The sequence below is a fragment of the Natrinema sp. HArc-T2 genome (assembly GCF_041821085.1).
Classification (GTDB): Archaea; Halobacteriota; Halobacteria; order Halobacteriales; family Natrialbaceae; genus Natrinema.
Window position 1 is genome coordinate 18,054 of record NZ_JBGUAZ010000004.1, and the last position, 25,182, is coordinate 43,235.

The window sequence follows — 25,182 nt, forward strand, 5'->3', positions numbered from 1 at the left end:
GCGTGACGGCCCAACGACTGTTACAGATAGCCCAGTTCCGCGAGTCGGTCTTTCGTCCCCGCACGGATCTCGACGTCTGCTGACGCCCCGTCGTCCGATCCGCTGGCCGCCTCGAACGGGTCGAACCGTTCCTCGAGTCGGCGGCGAAGCGTGCGCGCTCGCTCGGTGTCGTCGTCGCTGCTATCAGTGTGCTCGAGCGGCTCGGCCTGGAGATGGTGAAGCCGCTCGAAGCCGTCGTCGCCGCAGACGTATTTGTACTCGCTCGTGCGGACCGCCCGCAGCCGTCGGTCGAACGTTCGGACGCGGTCGGGAATCTCGCCGAAGCGAGCCTCGAGCCGCTCGATCGATGGCTGCGGGGCGACGTATTCGGCGAAGACGGCCTCGCGAGCGTCGTCGCTCGAGTTGGGGTGAAGCGATCGGCTCGACCACTGCTCACGCAGTGCGGGGTCGTCGACGCCAGCGGTCTCGAGCAGCGTCGCGGGCAGATCGAGCAGTTGCACGAGATCGTGGCGTCGCTCGCCGTCGGCGAAGGGGCCGCCACAGAACACGAGCGGGACGTTGAGTACCGTGTCGTAGAGGTTGTACTGGTGGCCGAAAAAGCCGTGCTCGCCGATGTGCTCGCCGTGGTCGCCACAGACGACGAACAGGGTGTCTTCCCACTCGCCGGCGTCCTCGAGCGCGGTCCGGAGCTGGCCGAGTTGGTGGTCGACGTAGGCAAGTTCCGCACGATAGAGGCCGCGGAGCATGGCAAATTCGCGGTCCGAGAGGTCGTACTCCTCGCAGTCGTAGGCACGGGGGTCTTGTCGGATCGCGGTCGCGTCCTCGTAGCTGGCTCCGTCGGGAAGGAATCGCTCGGCGTGCTCCCGTGGTGGATCGTACTCGACGTGGGGTTCGATGAAGTTACAGAACAGGAAAAACGGACGGTCGCCGTCCCGACCGTCGAGCCAGTCGGCGATCCAGTCGGTTGCCCGGGCAGCGCCGTCGTCGCCCGATGGCTGTGCGAACTCGCTGTAGAGGACGTTGGCGGTGTTGACCAGCGGGTTGCCGTCGAAAAGTCGGTTTCGCATCGCCACGAGCTTCTCTCGGAGGTTCTCACCGCGAACCACGGCCCCCATGTCGGCGTCGGACTGGATGTACTGCCAGCCCTTGCGAAGGTCGTCGAACCCGCGGTCGAAACCGAACTCCTCGGTGATCCAGGTGTTGTTCGAGACACCGATCGTTTCGAATCCCGCGTCGGCGAACGCCTCGGGCAGCGTTCGCAAGTCAGCATTGAGATAGGTGTGTCCGCCGTGGGTGCCGTGCTCGGAAGGGTAGGTCCCGGTGAAGAGCGATGCATGAGAGGGCAGCGTCCAGGGCGCGGTCGCAAAGGCGCTCTCGAAGGCGGTTCCCGCCTCGGCCAAGCCCGTCAGCGTTGGCATCGGCTTCGTGTCGACGCTTTTCGCTCGAGCCGTATCGAGAACCACGAGAACGACGTTCCGCACGGTCCTATGTGGCTCGTCCTCACGTCCGTTTCCGTCTGGCATAGACGGGTACTCCACGACAGACAGGGAAGGTCATCAGCCCGGAGTATGCAGGGCGGAAATCGTGGAAATCGTCCGTTACTGGCTCGAAGGCGGTCGATTTCGGGTACAACAGAGCTACTGCGACCGAGTCGGCGAGCCCCGGACGAGTTCGCCGATGTGATCCGAGCGATACAGGACCGGTGCCGTGACGAACGCGGCGGCGGCCACTCCGAGGAGGCCGCTCCCAGCGATCACTGGCACGGCCCAGTACGAGACCGAGACGGCAGCGAGCGCGACGACGACGAGGGCCGCGACGACCGCTCTGGCAGTCAGCAGCCGACTGGCTCGGATCGGCCCGGCACCGGCCTCGAGGTCGCGAACGAGGGCGGCGAGTTGCCAGCCGGCGAACGCGCCCAGCGACGTCCCGACCAACAGGACGGCGTCGGGATCCGCCCGGGCCGGCACGAGCGAGAGCGCAGCGATGGCGACCGCGAGCGCGAATCCGACCGTGCCGCGGTGGTCCGGATACCGGTCGAAGAGTTCGGCCGCGAGCAACAGAAACGCTATCCCGACGACGATGCCGGCCACGACGTCGACGACGTAGTGAACGCCGAGTGCGACGCGGGAGAACCCGACGGCGGTGACGATTCCCGCCGCACCGAGGTATCGCTGCCGGCGCGTGCCCACCGAGAGGTATTCGGCCAGACTCAGATAGACGATCGTCGTCATCAGGGCGTGACCGCTCGGGAAGCCGTAGCCGGTTGCCGTCGCGGTGGCCCGGTATAGCGGGTGGACCGTCTCCGGTAGCGTCTCGACTGCCACGAGCACCCGGTCGGGCCGCGAGAGCGCGAAGACCGCTTTCAGGCCCGTGATCAACGAGAGGCCGGCCAACGTCACCCCGAGAACGGTCGCGGCCTCGTCCCGGCGGTCCGGCGTTGCCGCCCAGTAGACGATGCCGACGAGGAAGCCGAGAAACCACACGTCGCCGAGCTGGGTCACCAGCCCGAGAAGCACGACACTCCAGTCGGGGGCGACCGCACGAAACGAGTCGAACCAGCCGATCCCTCGAGACATGTCCTACGGTACGGACGACGGGATACATAAACGGTTTCCGTAGCCACGACGGGAGCGTCGACGAGACCGATGAGCCATCATCGATACCAGCAACAATCACTGGTATCTGGGACAGAATGAATAACTGTTAACTGCCGTGCTGTCGCTCCCTCGGATAGATGTCGACCGACCGATCGTCACAGACTGGTGTCGTCAGTAGCTGGTGGTCGACGCTCGACCGCGACTGGAAGAGCGTCGTGATCGGAGCGATGATCATTGGGGTCGTCAGTGGTCTCAACCTGCAGATTCCGTGGTGACGAGATGAACAGTCGTCGGCTGCTCCCGGGATTCGTCGCCCTCTGTCTCGGTGCCGTTCTCGCACGGTCGCTCGCCAGCACTGCTGGCGTCAACCACCTGCTCGTCGCCATCGCGCTCGGGGCTGTCGTCGCCAACGTCACCGACGTTCCGGACGGCCTCGAGCCAGGCATCGCGACGCACAAGCTGTGGTTGAGCGCCGGGATCGTCCTGATGGGTGCGTCGATCTCGACTGCGACCCTGCTCGAGCTCGGCGGTCGCGTCTTCCTCGTCATGATCGCCGTCGCGGCCGTCACGCTGGTCGTCGTCGAACTCCTCGCGCGAAACGTCTTCGGACTGGCCGAACGACTCGGCTCGCTGCTTGCAGCCGGGGCAAGTATCTGTGGCGTCTCTGCGGTCGTCGCGGTCGCCGGTGCCGTCCGTGCACGGGAAACACAGGTCGCCTACGCCGCGGCGACAGTGCTGCTGTTCGACGCGATAACGATCGCCGTCTATCCGCTCGTCGGCGACCTGCTGGATCTCTCGAGTACGGTCTTCGGGGTCTGGGCCGGCGTCAGCATGTTTTCGACGGGACCGGTCGTGGCGGTCGGCTTTGCCCACTCCGAGCTGGCCGGCCAGTGGGCGACGATGACGAAGCTCTCGCGCAACGCCCTGATCGGCGTCGTCGTGCTCGCGTACGCGAGCTACTACGCCCGGTCCGGCGACGGCAACACGCCGTCCGTACGAACTCTCTGGGCGGAGTTTCCGAAGTTCGTCGTTGGTTTTCTCGCACTTGCTGCGGTCTCGAGTCTCGGTGTCTTCTCGACGGCCCAGCAGACCTCGCTCGAGCACGCGTACAACTGGCTGTTCCTGCTGGCGTTCGTCGGTCTCGGGACGGAGATCCAACTCGGTGAGCTCCGCCAGACGGGGCTGGTACCCGCGTTCGTCGTCCTGCTGTCGTTGCTCGTCGCAAGCAGCCTCTCGCTGTTGCTCCTGCTCGTCCTGCTCTGATGCGAGCACCGTTGCTGGTCAGCCACTCCACGCGACAGATCGTCGTCGCCACTAGCGGCAATACTTGCTAACGGCTTCGAAACGGATCGAGACACTGTCTCGAGACGAAAGCGCCGCCGTCGACGCCACGGAACTTACTTGACGGTGAGCGCGCAATGGACCGGCATATGTCCAACGGAGAGTTCGAAGGGTACGGTGGGCGATACGTTCCAGAGCCGCTCAAAGAGCCGCTCGAACAACTGGCGGCGGCCTACGACGACGTTGCCGCGAGCGACGAGTTTCAGTCGGAACTGCGCGGCTTGCTCGAGGAGTTCGCCGGTCGCCCGAGTCCGCTGTACTACGCGCGGAACTTAAGCGAGCGCTACGGTGCCGAGATCTATCTCAAGCGCGAGGACCTGCTCCACGGCGGTGCACACAAGGTCAACAACGCGCTCGGGCAGGCCCTGCTCGCGAAAAAGGCAGGCCGCAAGCGCCTGATCGCCGAGACCGGGGCCGGTCAGCACGGCACCGCGACGGCGATGGTCGGGGCACTGTTGGGCCTCAAGACCGAGATCTACATGGGGAAAAAGGACATCGAGCGCCAGGAGATGAACGTCTTCCGGATGCGACTGATGGGCGCGGAGGTCAACGAGGTCACCCGCGGGAACGCAGGTCTGGCCGACGCCGTCGACGCCGCGCTCGAGGACTTCGCCGAAAACGTCGAGGACACCCACTATCTGGTGGGCAGCGTCGTCGGCCCTGATCCGTTCCCGCGGATGGTGCGGGACTTCCAGTCGGTCATCGGCGAGGAAGCCCGCGAGCAGATCCTCGAGCGCACCGGCGAGTTACCCGACGCCGCGGTCGCTTGTGTCGGCGGCGGGTCGAACGCGATCGGCCTCTTTCATGCCTTCCGTAACGACGACGAGGTCGCGTTCTACGGTGCCGAAGGTGGCGGGAAAGGGACCGATTCGACACGACACGCTGCACCGCTCGCGGAAGGGAAAGACGAGGTCCTCCACGGGATGAAAACGCGCGTCATCGACGACGACGTCGAGGTCCACTCCGTCTCGGCGGGACTGGACTACCCCGGTGCTGGTCCCGAACACGCCATGTATCGGGCCATCGGTCGCTGTGAGTACACGGGCGTCACCGACGAGGAAGCGCTGGCTGCGTTCCGCGAACTGAGCGAAACCGAGGGGATCATTCCGGCCCTCGAGTCCAGCCACGCGATCGCCCGCGCGATCGAACTGGCCGAAGCCGACGAGCACGACACGATCCTCGTGAATCTCTCGGGACGTGGTGACAAGGATATGGAGACGGCAGCCGCGAAGTTCGATCTCTAGGCCGCACGTTTGTCATCCGTCGAGGGCCCTCAGAGGATTTTATGAACCTGTTCCGTCAGTGCAGCCGCCTCGTCGGGATCGAGCCGAGTACGGGACAGCGACAGCGACACGTCGTCGTCTGCAAACCGGGGCACGAGGTGAACGTGCGCGTGGTCGACGGTGCCGACCAGCGACCCGCTGGTATGAAAGACACTGAACCCGTCGGGCTCGAGGGTCGCCTGCAGTGCGTCGGCGACGGTTCGCGCCGTCTCGAAGACGGTCGCCGAGCCCGGCTCGTCGCTCGTCAGGATCGCGCCCTCGTGGACCTGCGGCGCAACGAGCGTGTGCCCCGTCACGGCTGGATTTCGATCGAGAAAGGCGATGGTCCGGTCGTCCTCGTAGAGGACGTGTGCCGGCTGGTCGCCAGCGATGATTCGACAGAACTCACAGGTGTCGTTCATAGTCGAACTTTCTTTCGAGTAGACATATAGGTATCTCCGATGCCGGCACACCGCACATCAGACGCGATCGCCGGCGCTTAGAGGAGGCCGTGGTCTTCCTGAAGCGTCCGGTACTGCTCGAGATACTGGTCGGCCACTGCCGATCGGTCGTAGTCGGCGAACCGATCATCATACTCGCGGTGTTCGAGGTCGCCTGCTGCGAGGATGGCTTCGGCCAGTTCGTCCTCGCTGGTCGTCCGAAAGCCCCGATCCCAGCCCTCGACCAGTTCGTGGGCACTCGAGTTCGCGTGGTATTCGACGATTCCGACACAGCCAGCGGCGATCGCCCACAGCATCTCCGTAGGGAAGACACAGTGTTCAGCCGTCTGGGCAAAGACATGTGCGCCACGGTAAGCTGCGATCCGCTCGTCGAGTTCGAGGTCGCCGACGAACGTCACGCGATCGTCGATCCGGAGGTCGCTCGCGAGAGTCTCGTAGCGCTCTCGTTCTGGTCCGTCGCCGACGACAGTCGCCTGCCAGTCGCGATCGCGAAGTTCGGCAAGCCCCAGCAGGAGGCTCTCGAGGTTGGCTCCCTCATCGAGACGGCGTGCATAGATCACGTCGACGTCCTCGCCCGGATCGACGTCCCGAACCCGCTCGCAGTCGATCGGGTTCGGAGCGGTTTCGATGATGCCACCATCGGCACCGATCTCTTGGGCCCACGTCGCGACGAGTTCCGACGGCGTGACGATCCGATCGGGTCGGTCAGCCGCGAGCTGCGTCCAGCGCGTCTCGGGGATGCCGTCGTCGCCGTACCACTCGAGGACCAGCGGTGTCCGTGCAAGCACCGCTCCGACACGAGCCGCGAGCACCTGACTCGGTGGCTGTGCGCTTGTGTGGATCACGTCTGGATTCGCAGCCGCGAGCACGAACGGCAACCGGACGAGAAACGAGTGGCGGGCGTCCAGCCCGTCGACAACCGCGTGGTAGGTGATCCCCTCGCGCTCGAGGGTTGCCCCTTGATCGGTCCAGAAATCGGCACAGTACCAGTGGACGTCGTGGCCTCGTTGAGCGAGGAGTTCGAGGATCGTCCGAAACCGCTGGTTCGTCTCGCTGTCGCGGTGGTGAGCCGTTTCGAACGAGACGAACGCGAGTCGCATAGTCGACCGCCACGCAGTCCCGGGCTATAAAATCACTTCTTTCACTCGATTGGACGGTCACACCCGGCTGAACGCGCTGTGTTCGGCCTTGAGAGCGTAGTCTCGAGAGGGCAAGCGGGACGCCGAGCTCCGGCGCGAGGCTGCCGCGACCGAAATGACTACCGACTCGAGTCCGTAGGGCTCTGGCATGGGATCCTACGACATCGAGCGATACCTCAATATCCGCAGCGCCTACGGGACTTCGTTCGGACCCGACGGCGAGCGACTCTCCTTCCTGATGGACACGACCGGGACCTCGCAGGTCTGGACCCTCGAGAACCCCCGCGGCTGGCCCGAACAGCGGACCTTCTACGACGAGCGGGTGACCTTCGCCTCGTGGTCGCCCGAGCGACCGGAGCTGCTCTTCGGCATGGACGAAGGCGGCAACGAGCGCGCCCAGCTCTTCAGACTCGACGCCGAGACAGGGATGATTGAGAACGTAACGGCGATGCCCGAGGCCAAACACCGGTGGGGCGGCTGGAGCCACGACGGCGAGCGCGTTGCCTTCACCTCGAATCGCCGCGACGAGTCCGTCTTCGACATTTACGTCCAAGGTCGAGACGAGACCGGCGATGACGCGGAACTCGTCTACGAGGGTGACGGCTGGCTCTCGCTCGCCGGCTGGAGTCCCGATGATTCCCGACTGCTCGTCTCGCAGGCCTACTCCAACTTCGATCAGGACCTCTACGTGCTCGACCTCGAGGCCGACGAGCCCGGCCTCGAGCACCTGACGCCACACGAGGGCGACGTGCGCTATGGGAGTGCGAGCTGGGCCCCTGACGGCGAGGGGATCTATCTCGTGACCGACGAGGGCGAGGCCGACACGCTGTATCTGGCCTATCTCGACCTCGAGACGTGTGACCTCGAAACCGTCATCGATGGGGACGGCTGGAACGTCGACGGCATCGCGCTGGACGACGAGACGGGGCGGTTCGTCTGCTCGCGCAACGTCGAGGGCTACACCGAGTTGACGGTCGGCGAGTTCGACGCCGACGAGCCCACTGCCTACGACGCGTTCCCCGAACCGGACCTGCCGGGCGGGGTTGCCGGCGGCGTGAGCTTCGATCCCGACGCCGAACGGTTCGCGCTGTCGACCTCCGGGGACACGGTCAACACGAACGTCTTCGTCGTCGATATTGAAACCGGCGCGGTCGACCGGTGGACGAGCGCCCCGACCGCAGGTATCCCCCGCGAGACGTTCGACGAATCCAATCTCGTCCACGTCGAGAGTTTCGACGAGTTGGAGGTACCCGGTTTCCTGTCCCTACCCGACGATCACGAAGACGGCCAGACGCCGGTCATCGTCGACATCCACGGCGGCCCCGAGAGCCAGCGTCGACCCTCCTTCTCGAGTGTCAAACAGTACTTCCTCGATCGGGGCTACGCCTACTTCGAGCCGAACGTGCGCGGCTCGTCGGGCTATGGAGCCGACTACGCCGCGCTCGACGACGTGGAAAAGCGGATGGATTCGGTCGCGGACATCGAGGCCTGTGTCGAGTGGCTGCAGGACCATCCCGCGATCGACCCCGACCGGATCGCTGCCAAGGGTGGCTCCTACGGCGGATTCATGGTGCTTGCCGCGCTGACCGAGTATCCCGACCTCTGGGCTGCCGGCATCGATGTCGTCGGCATCGCCAACTTCGTCACGTTCCTCGAGAACACGGGCGACTGGCGACGGGAACTCCGCGAGGCCGAATACGGCTCGCTCGCCGAGGATCGCGACTTTCTCGAGGAAATCTCACCGATCAACAACGTCGAGCAGATCGAAGCGCCGCTGTTCGTCCTCCACGGCGAGAACGATCCCCGCGTGCCGGTCGGCGAAGCCGAGCAGATCGTCGAGGAGGTCCGCGAACACGGCGTGCCCGTCCGGAAACAGATCTTCGAGGACGAAGGCCACGGCTTCTCGAAACTCGACAATCGTATCGAGGCCTATTCGGAAATCGCCGACTTCCTCGACGAGCACGTCTAATCGTTCGGAGAGTCCGTCTGTTCGCTCAATGGATAGGTTCAAAGGATATACATGAACTCGCGAGAGAGCCTCGGTCATGCCCGCTATCGAAACGACCTCGCTGACCAAACGGTACGGCGAGTCGGTCCTCGCAGTCGACAGCCTCGACCTGACCGTCGAGGACGGCGAAGTGTTCGGCTTTCTCGGCCCGAACGGCGCCGGGAAATCGACGACGATCAACATGTTGCTCGATTTCGTCCGACCGACTGAGGGAAGCGCAACGGTCCTCGGACTCGACGCACAGGACGACGCCGACGAGATTCGCCACCGGATCGGCGTCCTCCCCGAAGGGGCAAGCGTCTACGACCGACTCACCGCACGCGAACACCTCGAGTGGGTCATCGACACGAAAGGCACTGACGACGACCCCGACGCCCTCTTGGAGCGGGTCGGCCTCTCGACGGTCGACGGTGACCGCCCCGCCGGCGACTACTCGAAAGGGATGACCCAGCGGCTCGGCTTCGGCATGGCGCTGGTCGGCGATCCCGACCTGTTGCTCCTCGACGAACCCTCCTCTGGACTCGACCCGGCAGGGATGCAAGAGATGCGCGAGATCATCCGCGAGGAGGCCGAAAGCGGCACCACCGTCTTCTTCTCGAGTCACATCCTCGGCGAGGTCGAGGCGGTCTGTGACCGTATCGGGATCATGAACGAGGGGCGACTGGTCGCGACCGGCACGTTAGACGCCCTCCAGGGCGAGTTGGATCTCGGCGCGCCGATCACGCTCGAGGTCGACCGCGTGCCCGATGAACTCGGCCTCGAGTCGCTCGAGGGTGTCCGATCGGTCACGACCGAGGGAACGACGATCATGGCCACCTGTGCCGAGCCGTCGGTCAAGGTCGACGTGGTTCGCCACGTCGCCGGCGCGACGACCGTTCAGGATATCGTTTCCGAAGACGTTTCGCTCGAGCAGTTGTTCAACACGTACACGAACAGCGGCGAGCAGACGGCCAACGCGCCGGAACCACAGGAGGTGTCGGCATGAGCACGCTCGCCGTCGCAAAAAAGGACTTTCTCGACGTGCGCCGAGCCAAACTCGTCTGGTTCGTCGGCGCGTTGTATATCGTCTTCATGGCGCTTTTGGTATTCGTCGCACAGGACGGGCGGTCGGACCCGAACATCCTGAATGCGCTCTGGAACCTGACCGCCGTCGGGGCGATGTTCATCCCACTGATCGCGCTGGTGACGGCATATCTTGCGATCGCCGGCGAACGCGAGTCCGGCGCGATCAAATACATGCTGTCGATCCCGAACGCGAGACGTGACGTCGTCCTCGGGAAATTCCTCACGCGAACGACCGTTGTCAGCGCGTCGATCATCGTCGCGTTCCTGATCGGTGGCGCACTGACACTGCTGTGGTACCCCGACCCCAAACTGGACGTCTTCGGAATCATGACGGCGCTGACGATCCTGTACGCGCTGACCTACGTCGCCGTCGCGATCGGCATCTCCGCAGCGACAGCCTCCCGGTCGCGTGCGATGGGGGGCTCGATCGCCTTTTTCTTCCTCACTAACGTGTTGAACGTTCTCGGCCCACTGCAACTCGCCATCGACTACGTGGCCAACGATCTCGCAGGCCTCGAGATCTCCGCGAACCAGATCATGTTCGTCCAGTCGGTGGTCAGTCCGACGGCGGCGTACGTCAACGCCACCGGATTGGCGTTCCCCGACGGGTTCAACAGCATTCCACAGGAGCTACCGTGGTTCCTGCAGGGCGAGACGATGCTCGTCATCCTGCTCGGGTGGCTCGTCGTCCCGCTCGCGCTCGGCATCTGGCAGTTCGAACGCGTCGATCTGGGCTAAGCGATGCCGTCACCACTGCCGTCAGGGCAGCAATCAGACGAATTCCTGTCGGTCAGTGCCGGCACACCCGCACCCTCCATGGGCTGAGCCGGTACCCAGTGACAGCAACCCGTCTCAGACGGTCTCCTATCAGTCAGTGACGATGCAACCGCGACTGCCTGCGGTTGCACCGGGAACTCGTTACAGCAAACCGTCTCAGGCAATGACGCCCGTCTTTTTCGCCACGTCTCGAGCCGCCCGCTCGTTCATCCCGTTGCCGAGGATCGTATAGCGATCACGGATCTCGTGGCAGGTCGTCAGCGCCTCGATGATCGTCTCGTCGTCGATGCCGAGTTCGGCAGCCGTCGTCGGCGCGTCGATGCTCGCGAGCGCGTCACGAATGTCCCGCCAGAGCCCGTCCTCGCCCTGATGGAGGTAGGCCGTCATGATCGAGCCGACGCCGACCTGGTGGCCGTGGAGTGCCGCACCGGGTGCCAGCCGGTCGAGCTGGTGGGAAAAGAGGTGTTCGGCCCCGCTCGCTGGTCGCGAGGAGCCGGCGATACTCATCGCGACACCAGAGGACATCAGCGCCTTGGTGACGACCCAGGCCGACTCCTCGAGCCCCGGTCGGATGAGATCCGCGTTGCCCACGAGGATTTCGGCGGTCATCTCGGAGAGCGCAGCGGCGTACTCTGAGAACTCCACGTCTTGCAGTCGGTTGGCGAGTCGCCAGTCCATCACCGCGGTGTAGTTCGAGATGATGTCGGCACAGCCGGCGGTCGTCAGCTCCCACGGCGCGTCCGCGAGGATTCCGGTGTCGGCGACGACCGCAAGCGGCGGCTCGGCGGCGACGCTATGGCGGGAATCGCCGTTCGGGACCGACCCGCGATTACTGACGATCCCGTCGTGACTCGCAGCGGTCGGCACGGAGCAAAAGCCCATATTGAGGTGATAGCTGGCCAATTTCGCGATATCGATGGCCTTGCCGCCGCCGATGCCGACGAGATAGGAGACGTCCTCTGCCTCGGCGACATCGATAACTCGCTCGACGGCGTCGAACGTCGCTTTCTCGATCGTCACCATCGCGGGCTCGATGCCGGCGGCCTCGAAATCGGCTGCGATCGGATCCGCGGCGACCTCGCGGGGCGTCGGACTCGTGACGAACAGCGGTCGCCCCTGTAAGTGGAGGTCGTCGACTACGTCGAGAACCTCGCTACGAACGCCGTGGCCGACGACGACGTTTCGCGGGAGGCGGATCCACGTCGACTTCTCGAACATACCGATCCTTTCTTATGGAAATATTTAGTCAGTGAGGTTCGCACTCCGCTCCGGGTCGACACACGTCGATGGAGCGGTCGGCAGATCGGGATGGCGAACAGTGGGTCGGCTCCGCGTTCGCCTCAGTGGTCTTGGTCTAAATGGTCTGCCAGTGCTCGACCAACGCGATCGCGTACTCCTGTGACCGGTTTACGTCCGGGACCATTTCGGAGCCGCTCATCCGTCCTGCTACGACTTCGCCAACACCGTTGGATAGACGGACGTACGTCCGAGCGTTATCCGGCTCCTCGTACCAGAAGGCATCGTCAGCTCCCTCGACGGTGAAATCGTGATACTCGCCAACCCGGTCCCGCCTGTTCTGCATCCGATCCTCGGCAGCCGCGATGGACGACTCGAGTTCGATGTCGACCATCACCGCCACCTGCTCGTTCTCGGTGATGAAGATGGCGTCGAAGTTCTCGTTGAGCTCGTCGTCACGGACCAGGTCGTCGTGAGTCGGGTTCTCCTGTGTGAAGTCGGGAACCAGTTCCTCGATTTCGGTCCCGACGAACATCGGCTCGGGTTCAGGGTCAGGTTCAGATTCTGGCTCAGGATCGACCTCATCGGCCGTCTGGTTGTCTGTCCCGGAGTCGGTCGTGTCGTCCGCTTCCGGCTCGGACTCTTCGGTCGTCTCACCGACACAGCCAGCGACGACGATTCCAGTGCCCGCTGCAGCAGTCGTAATGAAATTTCTTCGGTTCATCGTTTCCAGTAGTGTCTCTCTGTCGTCTCAGTGATCGGCTGAGAGTCGACCGTGAAGTATGCCGCGTGTGCTTCTCCCAAACAGATGGCCACTCGAGCGTCTGATATCGCTTTGCAGATCGCTCGAGTCGCCACACTTCCTCTCGTGTCGCTCTCAGTAGATGCGTCAGGATGCGTCATCGGATGAGGAGTACCTGACAGCGTTCGTGGCCCGTTCCGTACAACCAAACGCGAAACCTCGGTCCCACGCGATCGGTGCGTATCCGAACGAGCCACTGATCACCTCATACTGGCCGATGGCTCAGTGAAGTCGTTCGGGTTCACATGTTTGAATATATCAACGGGGTGCATATTCGCACATCGCTGCAGCTCGTCCCCATTCGCTTCCTGAAGACGGTCGAACCACAGTCGCTCTGGAAAACCAGTCGGCGCCGATCCCACATCACACGACACGGATCGATCCGAGAGGTGGTCAAAGCGTTTCGAGAATCCCCAACACGCGCTCTTCGGTCGCTCGAGCCGGCCCGTTGTCGTCGCCATCCCGGTCGCTCTCTATGTGGTCCGCGACCGTCCGCTCCATCGCCTCTTCGAGCGGCGTCGACTCCCAGCCCAGCGCAGCGAGTTTCGCCGTCGAGAGGACGTGTGGATACGTCCGATAGAGCGGGTAGTCGTCGAGGGCGAGGTCGCCAGCGGCGAGTTCGCGGGGACCGGCGTGGACGATCTCGATTCGGTCTCGAGACAGTCGGCGATCAGATCGACCAGCTCCTCGAGCGTGACGAGGCGGCGGTCGCCGACGTTGTAGGCTTCGCCGGCCACACCGTCTTCCGCGACGAGCCGCATGGCGCTGGCGACGTCTTCGACGTAGACGCGATGCCAGATGTTCGTCCCGTCGCCGGGGACCACGACCCGATCGAAGCGATTGACACGGTCGATCCACCAGTCCAGGCGCTCGGTGTAGTCGTGGGGGCCGTAGACGATCGGCGGTCGAACCGCCATCGCGCGGACGCCGTCGTCGGCCGCTGCGAAGACCGCGCGGTCGCCCTCGGCTTTGCGGTTGCCGTAGGTCTCGAAGCTGTCGTCGGTGGCCTGCTCGGCTGTACAGGACTCGAGTGGCGTCTCGGCTTCTCGCTTGGGAATCTCCTCGCGACCGTAGGCCGCGCCGCTCGAGACGTAGACGTAGGCCGCACAGTCCGCGAAGATGGTGGTCGCGCTGCGGACGTCTTTCGGCTGGTAGGCGACGCAGTCGAAGACGGCGTCAGGGTCGACGGTCGTCGCCGCTGCCTCGAGGGCCGTATCGTTCGTCCGGTCCCCCTCGATGTGGTCGACGCGGTCGTCGTCCGCGAACGGGTTCGTGTGGGTGCCCCGGGTAAACAGGGTGACGTCGTAGTCGTGTGCGAGCAGGTCGTCGACGAGGTGGCGGCCAATAAAGCGGGTGCCGCCGATGACGAGTGCACTGTCCATGTGTGGCCGTAATGGCCGCCACACGGCTAAAGCCGTGGGATTCCGCGCGCGGAGCATCGATCACGGTCTCAGGGCTGTTCAGGCGACAGCCTTCGGTAGCCCATGTCGCTCGACGCCATGCGTGAGTTTGTCAATAACGATTATTTATTTTCTATCCTCGAGTTGGATTTGGTCATACGTAAATAGCGTCGGCTCGAAACAGTCGTATGAGCGACTCCGAACCCAGAGATCCGATTACCGGTGTTCCGATGGATGACCCCGACGTTCCCGTCTACATGCCCGGGACACCGACCGGCTCGTTTCTGCGATTTCTCGAGCGGGCCGTCGACATGCTGCGCCGCTAACGAGAGTCCGTATCAGCGCAGTGACCGACAGGGAGGGGTTCTTTTGACTCGTCCGTGGTAGGGCGCGTCGAGATGTCTGACCAACGCTGGACGGAACCCACAGCCGAGTATCCACTCGAGTGCGACCACTGTCACTATCCGATTCCAAACGAGCCCGTGGCGAGCGAGGATGGCCGCTACTGTTCGATCGCTTGCCGCGAGGCCGCTGCCGACGGCGCGACGCTGCCTGAGCCAGAGGCCTACAAGCGGGTCGTGACGGGGGTCGAACCGATCGACTCGCTCGTTCCCAACGGCATCCCCGCCGACTCGTTTCTCCTGCTCGCGGGCGACGAGGGAACCAGCCGGGCCGAACTCGGGATCGAACTCGTCTGGCGCGCCCTCGAACGTGGCGAGCCCGCCGTCGTCGTCTCGCTCGCCAATCCGCCGACGGCGACGCTCGAGCGCTTCTATCAGAACGGCTGGAACGTCCTGCCGGCACTCGAGAACGACCGGCTGCGGCTCATCGACTGCTATACGCACCGCCTCGACGACCGAGACGGGTTCAGCGAACAGCGCACCGAGTGGCCGACGTTCATCGGCGAGGCGGCTGCAGACGCGATCGTCGAGGTACGTGACCCGAGCGACCGCCGCGAGGTGACCCACAGCCTGACCGGCGCGCTCGACGACCTCGAGATGAGCGAGACCGGGCTGGTTACGATCGACTCGCTGGACGAACTCGAGCGGATCTTTCAGGATAGACAGGTCCACGACTTCGTCGAAGAGATCCGTGCGACGGTGTGTAAAGCGCGGTTCGTCCCGATCATCGCCGCCGCGTCGACGGCCGACGAGGATAGCCCCGAGTCCGAGTACGTGTTCGATGGGATCATCGACCTTCGATTGACGGATCAACGCCCGTCGAACACGCGACGCAAACAGCTCGCCATCCGGAAGTTGATCGGTGCCCAGTTTCTCCCCCAGTGGATTTCGTACGATCACGAACCGGCCCGCGGGCTGTTCGCGTCCAGTCCGAACGCGGGCACACAGCAGGGGTACGATCTCGGAAACGAGCGGTCACAGCCCGACCGGCTCTGATACGGACCCCTGTCACTGGTGTCTCCGCCGCTGCAAGTGAAGCGAAATCACACCCGTTTTTGCCGGCGCTCTACCGACCGCTCCGTATGAGCGGCACGTACGTCCTCGTGATTGCTGTCCCCCAGACGATGAGTGTCGATGTTGGTGCGCTCGGCGAGCGCACGTTCGAGGCCGGCACGTATGCCTACATCGGCAGCGCGTTCGGCCCCGGCGGCTTCAGTCGCGTCGATCGCCACCGCGAACTCGCCGCGGGCGAGCGCGACACCCGCCACTGGCATATCGACTACCTGCTCGGCCAGTCGGCAACGACCCTCGAGACCGCGATCACCTTCCCGGACGCCGATCGGGAGTGTGAACTGGCCACGCAGTTACCGGGCACGCCGGTCGACGACTTTGGGGCCTCGGACTGTGACTGCGCGGGGCACTTGCTCGCCACGCCGGACGCCGAGACCGTCCGTGAGGCGACAGTCGACGCTGGCGGTGTCATCGATGGGAAACGGTGAGAATCGGACCCGCGAGTTATTACTGATGCGTGTGAATCGACACCTATGACCGATACGGATTCCGAGACCAGTACCGACCCGACCCTCGACGACGACGCGATGGACCGATTCCCGGTTCCCGAATTCGAGGACCTCCCTGCGGACCTTCAGGAGCGGATCTCGGAGGAAACCGAGAGCGCCGGCTTCACGCCGAACGTGTTCTCGGCGTTCGCGTACAAACCATCTCACTTCCGGGCCTTCTTCGAGTATCACGACGCGCTCGTCGAGGACACTGCCTTAGCGCGCGAGGAGATCGAGATGATCGTCGTCGCCGTCTCTGGCGTCAATCACTGTTACTACTGCAACGTCTCCCACGGCGCGCTCGTCCGTCTCTACGGCGATGATCCGACGCTTGCAGACCAGTTGATCGCGAACTATCGAACCGCAGACATCAACGAGGCCCACCGGACGATGCTCGACGTCGCCGTCAAACTCACCGAGCGCCCGACCGAGGTCGAACCCGCGGATCTCGAGGCGCTGCGCGAGGCTGGCTTCAGCGAGGAAGCGATCTGGGACATCGGGGCCGTCACCGCCTTCTACAACCTCAGCAATCGGATGGCGATGTTCGCGGAGATGCGCCCGAACGACGAGTTCCACACGCTCGGTCGGTAACTCGATCCCACACGCTTAGTCGTCGCTCGCCGCGAAACTGGCCGACTCGGCCGCGAGGTCTGCCTCGGGGACACCGGGCAGTTCGTTGCGGACGTCGTCCGATCCCTGCTCGGAGATGGCCTCCGCGTAGGCTTCGGGCATGACCTTCACGAACGCCTCGAGCGTGCGCTCCCACTCGTCGAGTAGCTGTTGCCCGCGCTCGGAGCCGGTATAGGCGACGTGGTTTTCGACCAGTCGTCGCAGCATCTGCTCGTCTTTTTCCTCTAAGTCGTCGTGCAGCGAGACCATGCCGGTGTTGGCCTTCGCCTTGAACTCGTCGTCGGGATCGTAGACGTAGGCGACGCCCCCGGACATACCGGCCGCGAAGTTCGTCCCGGTGTCGCCGAGGACGGCGACGACGCCGCCGGTCATGTACTCACAGCCGTGGTCGCCGACGCCCTCGACGACGGCCTTCGCGCCGGAGTTGCGCACTGCGAAGCGCTCGCCAGCGACGCCGTTGACGTACAGTTGGCCGTCGGTCGCGCCGTAGAGTGCGACGTTGCCGATCGCGACGTTCTCGGTCGGATCGTAGGCGGCGGTCTCGGGCGTGCGGATCGTCAGTTTGCCACCCGAGAGGCCCTTGCCGACGTAGTCGTTTGCGCTGCCGTCGAGATGCATCGAGACGCCGCTTGCCAGGAACGCGCCGAAGCTCTGGCCGGCTGTCCCCTCGAGATCGACGGTAATCGTGTCCTCGGGGAGGCCGGGTTCGCCGTAGCGGTCGGTGATCCGGTTCGAGAGCATCGCGCCGACAGTGCGGTCGACGTTCGTGACTTCGGTCTCGAGGGCGACCGGCTCTTGGTCCTCGATGGCGTCAGCTGCCGCCTCGATGAAGTCGCGATCGAGTTGGTCCTCGAGTTCGTGGTCCTGTTCGCGGAGCTTCCGGCGGACCTCGCTGCCGGGGTCGGCCAGCACCGCCGAGAGATCGACGTTGCGGGCCTTCGGGTGGTCGACGTCGTCGCGCTGTGCGAGCACGTCGACGTGTCCGATCATCTCGTCGAGCGTCTCGAAGCCGAGGTCGGCCATGAGTTCGCGCAGTTCCTGCGCGATGAAGGTCATGTAATTGATGACGTGTTCGGGTTCGCCGGGGAAGCGCTTGCGCAGGTCTTCGCGCTGGGTGGCGACGCCGACCGGGCAGGTGTTGTTGTGACACTGCCGGGCCATCACACAGCCCGAGGTCACGAGGCTGGCAGTCCCGAAGACGTACTCCTCGGCACCCAGCAGGGCGGCGACGGCCACGTCGCGGCCGGTCTTCATGCCGCCGTCGGCCGAGACACGGATGCGGTCGCGCAGCCCGGTCTGACAGAGCATCTGGTTGGCTTCGGCCAGCCCGAGTTCCCAGGGCAGACCGGCGTTCTTGATCGAGGTGCGCGGCGACGCACCCGTCCCGCCGGAGTGGCCCGAGATGTGGACCACGTCGGCGTTTGCCTTCGCGACGCCGGCTGCAACCGTACCGATGCCGGCCTCGGAGACGAGTTTGACGTTGATGTCGGCTTCCTCGTTCGCTGCTTTGAGGTCGAAGATCAGCTGTTTGAGGTCTTCGATCGAGTAGATGTCGTGCAGTGGCGGCGGCGAGATGAGCCCGACGCCCGGCGTCGACTTGCGGACGTGGGCGATCATCTCGTTGACCTTCTCGCCGGGGAGGTGGCCGCCCTCACCGGGCTTGGAGCCCTGGGCCATCTTGATCTGGAGCTCGTCGGCACTCGAGAGGTACGTCGACGTAACCCCGAAGCGACCCGAAGCCACCTGCTTGACGTTGCACTCCTTTTCGGTGCCGAAGCGTTCCGGCGGCTCGCCGCCCTCGCCCGAGTTGGACTTGCCGCCGATGCGGTTCATCGCGATCGAGTTGTTCTCGTGGGCCTCCGGAGACAGGCTCCCGAGACTCATCGCGGCGGTCGAGAACCGCTGGACGATGTCCTTGATCGGCTCGACGTCTTCGATTGGCACCGGGTCCCGGTCGGAATCGAACTCGAGGAGCCCGCGCAGGGTCTGGAGGTTCTGTTGCTGGTCGTTGATCTGGTCGGCGAAGTCACCGTAGCGCTCGTAGTCGTTCGAGCGGACGGCCTGCTGGAGCGCGCCGACGGTCTGTGGGTTCCACTGGTGGTGGATTCCCTCCGAGCGGTGTTCGAACTCGCCGTGGCGGTCGAGGTCGGCTTCGTCGCCGTCGTCGAACGCGGTCGCGTGTCGCTCGCGGAGGTCTTCCTCGATCTCGGCGAGGCCGATCCCTTCGGTGCGGTTTTCGGTGCCCTCGAAGTACTCCGCGACGAGGTCGGAGTCGAGACCGACGGCCTCGAAGATCTGCGCACCCTGGTAGCTCTCGACCGTCGAGATCCCCATCTTGGCCATGATCTTCAGCAGGCCGTCCTCAAGCGCGCCAACGTAGGCGTCGATCGCCGTTTCGGTGGCAGCGCCGTCGGGACCGGCGGTGATGTCCTCGATCGTCTGGTAGGCCAGGTACGGGTTGACCGCGCCAGCACCGTACCCGACCAGCGTCGCGAAGTGGTGGACGGTGCGCGGATCGGCGGACTCGACGACGAGGCCGACGTGGTTTCGAAGGCCGTTGCGCACGAGATGGTGATGGACCGCGCCGGTCGCCAGCAGACTTGGGATCGCGAGCCGATCCGCGTCGACGCCCCGGTCCGAGAGGACGATCACGTCGTGGCCGTCCTGGATGGCATCGACCGTGTCCGCGCGGACGCGTTCGATCGCCGCCTCGAGGTCGTCGCCGAGGTCCTCGCTCGCAGGCTCGTAGGTGATGTCGATCGTCGCGGCCGTAATGTCGTTGGCCGAGCAGTCGCGGATGGACGCGAGTTCGGCGTCAGTGAGAATTGGCGAGTCGAGCACGAGCTGGCGAGCGTGTGCGGGCGACTCGTCGAGGAGGTTGCGCTGGAAGCCCAGCCGCGACTCCATCGAGGTGACCAGTTCCTCGCGGATGTAGTCGAGCGGCGGGTTCGTGACCTGGGCGAACAGCTGTTTGAAGTAGGAGAACAGCGGGCGGTTGAACTCCGTCAAAACGGATAGCGGCGTGTCGTCACCCATCGAGCCGACGGGGTCTTTCCCCTTCTTCATCATCGGCTCGATCAGGTTCTCGAGTTCGTCGTGGGTGTAGCCGAAGGCGGCCTGGTGGTCGCGCAGGCCGTCGACGGCCTCCCGGGGCGTGCGGTCGTCCGTGCGCTGGATGTCGTCGAGGTGGACCTGTTCCTGAGCGACCCATTCGCCGTAACGGTCGTCAGTCAAGTCCTCGAAGACCTCCTCGTCGGGGATGACGCGTCCCTCGTTCGGGTCGGCGAGGAACAGCTGGCCGGGCTTGAGGCGGCCGCGCTCTTCGATCTCCGACGGCCCGGTCTCGAGTGCGCCGGCCTCGCTGGCCATGATCAGGCGGTTGTCGGTAGTCACGTCGTACCGGCAGGGTCGCAGCCCGTTACGATCGAGCACGGCACCGACGCGTTCGCCGTCGGTCGCTGCGACGAGTGCGGGGCCGTCCCACGGCTCGACGAGCGAGGCGTGGAAGTCGTACCAGTCCTTGCGGTCTGCGTCCATCGAGTCGTCGCCGCGCCAAGCCTCGGGAACGAGCATCCGCAGCGCGTGCTCTAAGTCCCGGCCGTCCTGCATCAGCAGTTCGAGCGCGTTGTCGACGCTCGCGGTGTCCGATTGGTCGGGGTCGTCGATTATCGGCTTGACCGCCTCGAGATCCTCGAGCACGTCGCTCTCGAGGTCGGTCTCGCGAGCGCGCATCCAGTTGATGTTACCCTGAATGGTGTTGAACTCGCCGTTGTGGATGATGTTCCGGTAGGGATGGGCGAGGTGCCAGGCGCCGAGCGTGTTCGTCGAGAACCGCTCGTGGACCATCGCGAACGTCGAGTCCATCCGTTCGTCGGTCAGGTCGGGGTAGTAAGACGGAACCTGCTCGCCTTTCAGCAGTCCCTTGTAGACAACGGTATCCGAATCGAGAGAAACGACGTAGAAGCGCTCTTTGTTCTCGATATCGGCCGTTTCGACTTCGTTCTCGAGAGCCCGTCGAGCGACGTAGAGTCGGCGGTCGAAGTCGTCACCGGAGATGTCGTCCTCGGGTGAGACGACGACCTGCCAGACGTCCGGCTCGGAGTCAACGGCAGTCTTCCCGAGGTCGTCGTTGTTCGTCGGGACATCTCGCCACTCGAGAACCGAGAGATCGTAGGTATCGAAGGTCTCCTCGACGAGCGAGATGAGCGCCTCGCGGGCTGTCTCGTCCTGTGGGAGAAAGAGCGAGCCGACGGCGTAGGTATCCGGAAGCTCAGCCTCGAGAACGGCCCGGAAGAACGAATCGGGCGTCTGGAGCATGATACCGGCCCCGTCGCCGGTGTTTTTCTCCGCACCGGTCGTGCCGCGATGTTCGAGATTTCGAAGCAACTCGAGGCCGTCGGCGACGACGTCGTGGCCGCCGTCTCCGTCGAGGTCCATGACGACGCCGACGCCGCAGTTCGACCGCGCGTCCATGGGGTCGGCGAGCCCCTGGGAACGCCCAGTCGATGGCGCGAGATGTGGCTGTGACATACACAGTCGTAGCGTCATCAGCTATAAGAGGCTAATCCATTATGACTAAGTGTATTATATACACATATAAATTAATATAAGGTGATTGTAGCCACCTTATAGAGATGACGTGCGTGTAGAAGTCACGGTCGACTGGCATGGCCACGGCTGGAGACACTCCGAACTACCCGTCGAAGCCGTCACGCGAGAATCGTCCGCTCGAACCCCCTCCGGAAAGCGATGTTTCCGGCAGCGGGGTTACTGTGTCAGAGGCACGTAGTGTTCACCCACCAGAGTGAACACCACACAAATCTAGTCATTCGCCCCCGGTAAGCAATATGGGGCTAAAGACTTAGGTCCGAATGACAACGAAACACATGATCAGTCGGGGCCGCCCCGCAGTGATTACGACCGGAGCTGTCACTGATGTGTTGTTTTGGGGTGGTGTCGGCTCGAGTACCGACAGCGAACGCTGACGCTACTGTCAGTCATTTCCGGTGCAACCGCAGGACGGTCGCGGTTGCACCGGTAACTCGTTACAGCAGACCGTATCAGCCCCTCAACTCGGTCTCGAAAACCGACAAGCTACGACTCGAAACTCCGCAGTTGGGACACCCGAAACTGGGGCCCGATCAGTACGACTTCGCGAAGTACGCGATTTCGTCTGCGGGATCGCCACAGACGCCACACTCGTCGACCTCGGGTTCGGGGACCTCACCCGCTGTCGTCCCGCCCTCGTCGGTCAGCGGCTGCATGACGATCTCGGCGGCGATCTTCTCTTTGATAGCCTCCTCGCAGGCTTCGTCGCCACACCACGGCGTCTTCACGTAGCCGCCGTGTTTGCCGATCGTCCCGAGAATGTCCTCCGGACTGTGGGCCTCGCGGACGTTTTCGTCCAGGTTCTCCGCGGCCGCCTCGTAGAGTTTGTCGTAGATCTCCTCGAGATGCGTGTCGACGGCGTCGACGATCTCGGCGCGATCCTCGACGGTTTCCTCGTTGTCCGGGCGGTGGACCAGTGTGACCTCCTCGTCTTCGACCTCGTAGGGGCCGATCTCGAGTCGCAGCGGAACCCCGTTGAGTTCGTGTTCGTTGAACTTGAAGCCGGGGTTGCGCTCGTCGCGGTCGTCGAGTTCGACGCGGAAGCCGGCTTCTTCGAGGTCGGCGGCGATGTTCTCGGAGTACTCGAGGACGTCGTCTTTGGTGTCTTCCTGCCAGATGGGGACAATGACGACCTGGGTGGGTGCGACCGTCGGCGGGAGCACGAGCCCCTGATCGTCGGAGTGGGTCATGATGAGCGCGCCGAGTGCACGCCAGGAGAGGCCCCACGAGGTGGTGTAGGCCGTCTGTTCGTCCTCGTTTTCGTCGGCGAACGTGATGTCGAACGCCTCGGCGAAGCTCTGGCCGAGGTTGTGGCTGGTCGCGCCCTGAACGGACTTGCCGTCGGGCATCAGCGCCTCGACGGTCGTCGTGGTATCCGCACCGGGGAACTTGTCGTGTTCGGGCTTTTTCCCGCGCAGGACCGGAATCGCGAGCACGTCCTCATAGACCTTTTCGTACTGGCCCAGCCGGGTCCAGACCTCCTCCCACGCACCTTCGTCGCTCGCGTGGGCGGTGTGGCCTTCCTGCCACATGAACTCCTTCGTCCGGAAGAAGGGCTTGGTCTCAGTGGCCTCCCACCGGACGACCGAACACCACTGGTTGAGCCGCATCGGCAGGTCGCGGTGGCTGCGGGTCCAGTCGGCCATGAACGGCGCGATGATCGACTCACTGGTTGGTCGGACGGCGAGGCGCTCCTCGAGTTCGTCGTGACCGCCCTGGGTCACCCACGCGACTTCGGGGTCGAATCCTTCGACGATGTCCTTTTCCCGCTCGAGGAAGCTCTCGGGGATGAACATCGGGAAGTAGACGTTGTCGACGCCGGTCTCTTTGAACCAGCCGTCGAGGGCATCCTGGATGGCCTCCCAGAGGGCGTAGCCGCGGGGCTTCGTAACGATGAATCCGCCCATCGGCGCGTAGTCCGCGAGGCCGGCCTTCTGGACGACCTCGGCGTACCACTCGCCGGGCTTGTGCGATTTCGACTCGGTGATCCCGAGTTCCTGACTCTCGTCGCTCATTGTGTCGATATGCAGGCAGCGCAGGCTTAAACCATGCGAAGGCCACCTGTGACTGGGCGACTAGTCGCGATCGACGTCAGCGGCGCGTTCGCGCAACTGGCGCTTCTGCTGGCGTTCGGTGACGTGATCGATGCCGTCCGCTAGTTCGTCTCTGACCTCGCGTTCGAAGGCATCGACGTCATCGAGGAACTCGTCGGAGAACTCCTCGACGAGTTCGAACGTCCACTGGTCGCTGATCGCGCCCGCCGGGAGATGGTCGTCGCGGAGGTCGTTCGCCCACGCCTCGTGGCCGGCTTCGCGAAGACTGTCCTCGGCGTCGCCCAGTCGGTCCATTGCGTGGCCGAGTTGGTGGTGAAACTCGAGCAACGTCCCGTAGGCCCGGTGGACGTGCTCGATACTCAACTGGAGGTCGTGAAGCGACGCTTGCTCGGCCTCGCTCAGGTCGAGGTCGTCGAGGTCGGGGGCCGTCTCGGGGCCGCCGTTCGGATTGGAGTCAGTCACGCGGACGAAGACCACGACTCGAGGGAAAATCCTGACCGTTGAACGTGCCGGATCGACGGACGGGTCGGATCGCGCTGTCTACTCAGACAGTGAGTCGCTCGCCCAATTCGGGCGCCGTCGCGTCGTAGCCGTCCGCGCGCAGTTCCGCGGCGAACGCCTCGCAGCGATCGCCGTGGTTGACCAGGATCGGGGTGTCGGTGTAGGACTCGATGAACGACTGAAGCCCCGCGCGATCCGCGTGCGCAGAGAAATCATATTGCTCGACCTGTGCGCTGACCCGCATCACGCGACCGTCGAGTTCGGCGCTGCCGGTCTCGAGGAGGTCGCGACCAGGTGTCCCCTCGACTTGGTAGCCGGTCATGGCGATCTTGTTCGTCGGGTGTGTGCGGATCGCGGGCACGTAGGTCATCGCGGGCCCGCCGTGGAGCATCCCGCTGGTGGTGACGATCACGGTGTTTTGTTCCGCGATCCGCCTGCGTTGGCCGTCGCGACCGTCGACGAACCGGGCGTTGCCTTTCGCCCGGCGCAGGAGGCCAGGGTCGCGCAGGAAGTCCCGGTTTTCGTCCCGAAGGAAGAGTTCCGTGACGCGTTTGCCCATCCCGTCGACGTAACACTCGAGGTCGTATTCCTCGCAGAGACAGAGCACCTCCTGGGTGCGACCGATGCCAAACGCGGGCACGACGACGGTGCCACCCTCCCAGATCGTGGTCCGCAGACTCTCGGCAAACTCGCGTTCGATCTGTTCGCGTGGCGGTCGCGTGACGTCCGAGTACGTGCTCTCACAGAGGACGGCGTCGGCTTCGGGCCGGGCGGTGGTGCCGTCGAGCAATCGCTGTTCGTCGGTGTGAAAGTCGCCGGTATAGAGCAGGCGGGTGTCACCGTCGTCGACGAGGACGTGCGCACTGCCCGGCACATGGCCGGCGTCGAAGAACGTAATCTCGTAGCCCGCGACTTCGAAGGGGTCGCGGTAGCCGTGGGTCTCCGAGACTTCCGCGACGCGTGCGAGTTCCGCCTCGGTAAACGGACAGTCGTAGCTCCCACCGTGGAGTTTCAGCGTGTCGCGGGCCAGCACCATCGTGAGGTCATACGTCGGCGGCGTCCAGTGAATCGAGGGGCGCGCGTCGCCCGACAGGAGCGTCGGGACGGAGCCGACGTGGTCGAGGTGGCCGTGGCTGACGACGACGGCCTCGGGCTCGACGTCGCCGATCGGAAACGCCGGCGGGTTTCCCGAATCCATCCCAAAATCGAGCACGAGCGTGTCGTCGATACAAATCGCGCTCCGACCAATCTCTCGTGCGCCACCTAGCAACTGGACGTCCATGACGACCGAGTTGGGCCTCGATCGGTTTGCCTCCATTGGTTCCGGACGCAGAGCTCACA

Annotated in this window: 20 protein-coding genes and 1 pseudogene; 10 read left to right on the plus strand and 11 right to left on the minus strand. The window is 64.2% G+C overall.

Features of this window, described 5'->3' with window-relative positions; genetic code table 11:
- Positions 1-20: 20 nt before the first annotated feature.
- Both ACERI1_RS10840 and ACERI1_RS10845 read right to left on the minus strand, forming a co-directional pair.
- Positions 21-1,523: a sulfatase gene (locus tag ACERI1_RS10840; RefSeq protein ID WP_373618179.1), complete on the minus strand. Its 1,503-nt coding sequence runs from the start codon at positions 1,521-1,523 to the stop codon at positions 21-23.
- A gap of 114 nt (positions 1,524-1,637) precedes the next feature.
- Positions 1,638-2,576, minus strand: coding sequence for a phosphatase PAP2 family protein (locus tag ACERI1_RS10845; RefSeq protein WP_373618180.1), 939 nt, complete (start codon positions 2,574-2,576; stop codon positions 1,638-1,640).
- A 158-nt stretch (positions 2,577-2,734) separates the two neighbouring features.
- Here ACERI1_RS10845 and ACERI1_RS10850 point away from each other — a divergent pair, with 158 nt between their 5' ends.
- The 3 genes from ACERI1_RS10850 (at position 2,735) to trpB (ending at position 5,182) form a co-directional block, all read left to right on the plus strand.
- Positions 2,735-2,872 carry a hypothetical protein gene (locus ACERI1_RS10850; protein ID WP_373618181.1) on the plus strand — a complete coding sequence of 46 codons (138 nt, stop codon included), beginning with the start codon at positions 2,735-2,737 and terminating at the stop codon, positions 2,870-2,872.
- A gap of 4 nt (positions 2,873-2,876) precedes the next feature.
- Complete coding sequence (locus ACERI1_RS10855; protein ID WP_373618182.1) at positions 2,877-3,860, plus strand: YeiH family protein; 984 nt, start codon at positions 2,877-2,879, stop codon at positions 3,858-3,860.
- 167 nt (positions 3,861-4,027) lie between these two features.
- Entirely contained in the window at positions 4,028-5,182 is a 1,155-nt protein-coding gene (trpB, locus tag ACERI1_RS10860) for a tryptophan synthase subunit beta (protein ID WP_373618183.1), read from the plus strand.
- A 29-nt stretch (positions 5,183-5,211) separates the two neighbouring features.
- On the opposite strand, the gene ACERI1_RS10865 is transcribed toward trpB, so the two are convergent.
- Both ACERI1_RS10865 and ACERI1_RS10870 read right to left on the minus strand, forming a co-directional pair.
- Complete coding sequence (locus ACERI1_RS10865; protein ID WP_373618184.1) at positions 5,212-5,622, minus strand: HIT family protein; 411 nt, start codon at positions 5,620-5,622, stop codon at positions 5,212-5,214.
- Positions 5,623-5,699: 77 nt separating this feature from the next.
- A complete protein-coding gene (locus tag ACERI1_RS10870; RefSeq protein ID WP_373618185.1) occupies positions 5,700-6,761 on the minus strand; it encodes a glycosyltransferase family 4 protein in 1,062 nt (353 codons plus the stop codon).
- Positions 6,762-6,948: 187 nt separating this feature from the next.
- On the opposite strand from ACERI1_RS10870, the gene ACERI1_RS10875 reads away from it, so the two are divergent.
- The 3 genes from ACERI1_RS10875 to ACERI1_RS10885 all read left to right on the plus strand — a co-directional run bounded on the left by ACERI1_RS10875 (position 6,949) and on the right by ACERI1_RS10885 (position 10,611).
- Complete coding sequence (locus tag ACERI1_RS10875) at positions 6,949-8,769, plus strand: prolyl oligopeptidase family serine peptidase (protein ID WP_373618186.1); 1,821 nt, start codon at positions 6,949-6,951, stop codon at positions 8,767-8,769.
- Between the two features lie 76 nt (positions 8,770-8,845).
- On the plus strand, positions 8,846-9,793 hold the full coding sequence (locus tag ACERI1_RS10880) for an ABC transporter ATP-binding protein (protein ID WP_373618187.1): 948 nt from the start codon (positions 8,846-8,848) through the stop codon (positions 9,791-9,793).
- On the plus strand, positions 9,790-10,611 hold the full coding sequence (locus tag ACERI1_RS10885) for an ABC transporter permease subunit (RefSeq protein WP_373618188.1): 822 nt from the start codon (positions 9,790-9,792) through the stop codon (positions 10,609-10,611). The genes ACERI1_RS10880 and ACERI1_RS10885 overlap by 4 nt, the downstream gene beginning before the upstream one ends.
- Before the next feature lie 195 nt (positions 10,612-10,806).
- Here the strand turns inward: ACERI1_RS10885 and ACERI1_RS10890 are convergent, their stop codons facing one another.
- The 3 genes and pseudogenes from ACERI1_RS10890 to ACERI1_RS10900 all read right to left on the minus strand — a co-directional run bounded on the left by ACERI1_RS10890 (position 10,807) and on the right by ACERI1_RS10900 (position 14,070).
- Positions 10,807-11,868: an NAD(P)-dependent glycerol-1-phosphate dehydrogenase gene (locus ACERI1_RS10890; protein WP_373618189.1), complete on the minus strand. Its 1,062-nt coding sequence runs from the start codon at positions 11,866-11,868 to the stop codon at positions 10,807-10,809.
- A gap of 136 nt (positions 11,869-12,004) precedes the next feature.
- Positions 12,005-12,610 carry a hypothetical protein gene (locus ACERI1_RS10895; RefSeq protein WP_373618190.1) on the minus strand — a complete coding sequence of 202 codons (606 nt, stop codon included), beginning with the start codon at positions 12,608-12,610 and terminating at the stop codon, positions 12,005-12,007.
- Positions 12,611-13,081: 471 nt separating this feature from the next.
- Positions 13,082-14,070, minus strand: a pseudogene (locus tag ACERI1_RS10900) (NAD-dependent epimerase/dehydratase family protein).
- Positions 14,071-14,276: 206 nt separating this feature from the next.
- Here ACERI1_RS10900 and ACERI1_RS10905 point away from each other — a divergent pair.
- The 4 genes from ACERI1_RS10905 (at position 14,277) to ACERI1_RS10920 (ending at position 16,639) form a co-directional block, all read left to right on the plus strand.
- Complete coding sequence (locus ACERI1_RS10905; protein WP_373618191.1) at positions 14,277-14,414, plus strand: hypothetical protein; 138 nt, start codon at positions 14,277-14,279, stop codon at positions 14,412-14,414.
- 72 nt (positions 14,415-14,486) lie between these two features.
- On the plus strand, positions 14,487-15,485 hold the full coding sequence (locus tag ACERI1_RS10910) for an RAD55 family ATPase (RefSeq protein ID WP_373618192.1): 999 nt from the start codon (positions 14,487-14,489) through the stop codon (positions 15,483-15,485).
- 86 nt (positions 15,486-15,571) lie between these two features.
- Positions 15,572-15,988, plus strand: a complete 417-nt coding sequence (locus tag ACERI1_RS10915) for a DUF123 domain-containing protein (protein WP_373618193.1) — start codon at positions 15,572-15,574, stop codon at positions 15,986-15,988.
- Between the two features lie 45 nt (positions 15,989-16,033).
- Positions 16,034-16,639 carry a peroxidase-related enzyme gene (locus ACERI1_RS10920; protein WP_373618194.1) on the plus strand — a complete coding sequence of 202 codons (606 nt, stop codon included), beginning with the start codon at positions 16,034-16,036 and terminating at the stop codon, positions 16,637-16,639.
- 15 nt (positions 16,640-16,654) lie between these two features.
- On the opposite strand, the gene gltB is transcribed toward ACERI1_RS10920, so the two are convergent.
- The 4 genes from gltB to ACERI1_RS10940 all read right to left on the minus strand — a co-directional run bounded on the left by gltB (position 16,655) and on the right by ACERI1_RS10940 (position 25,123).
- Positions 16,655-21,208 carry a glutamate synthase large subunit gene (gene gltB / locus ACERI1_RS10925; protein WP_373618195.1) on the minus strand — a complete coding sequence of 1,518 codons (4,554 nt, stop codon included), beginning with the start codon at positions 21,206-21,208 and terminating at the stop codon, positions 16,655-16,657.
- 611 nt (positions 21,209-21,819) lie between these two features.
- A complete protein-coding gene (gene proS, locus ACERI1_RS10930) occupies positions 21,820-23,301 on the minus strand; it encodes a proline--tRNA ligase (RefSeq protein WP_373618196.1) in 1,482 nt (493 codons plus the stop codon).
- A gap of 60 nt (positions 23,302-23,361) precedes the next feature.
- Complete coding sequence (locus tag ACERI1_RS10935; protein WP_373618197.1) at positions 23,362-23,802, minus strand: hypothetical protein; 441 nt, start codon at positions 23,800-23,802, stop codon at positions 23,362-23,364.
- A gap of 82 nt (positions 23,803-23,884) precedes the next feature.
- Positions 23,885-25,123 carry an MBL fold metallo-hydrolase gene (locus ACERI1_RS10940; RefSeq protein WP_373618546.1) on the minus strand — a complete coding sequence of 413 codons (1,239 nt, stop codon included), beginning with the start codon at positions 25,121-25,123 and terminating at the stop codon, positions 23,885-23,887.
- Positions 25,124-25,182 lie beyond the last annotated feature (59 nt).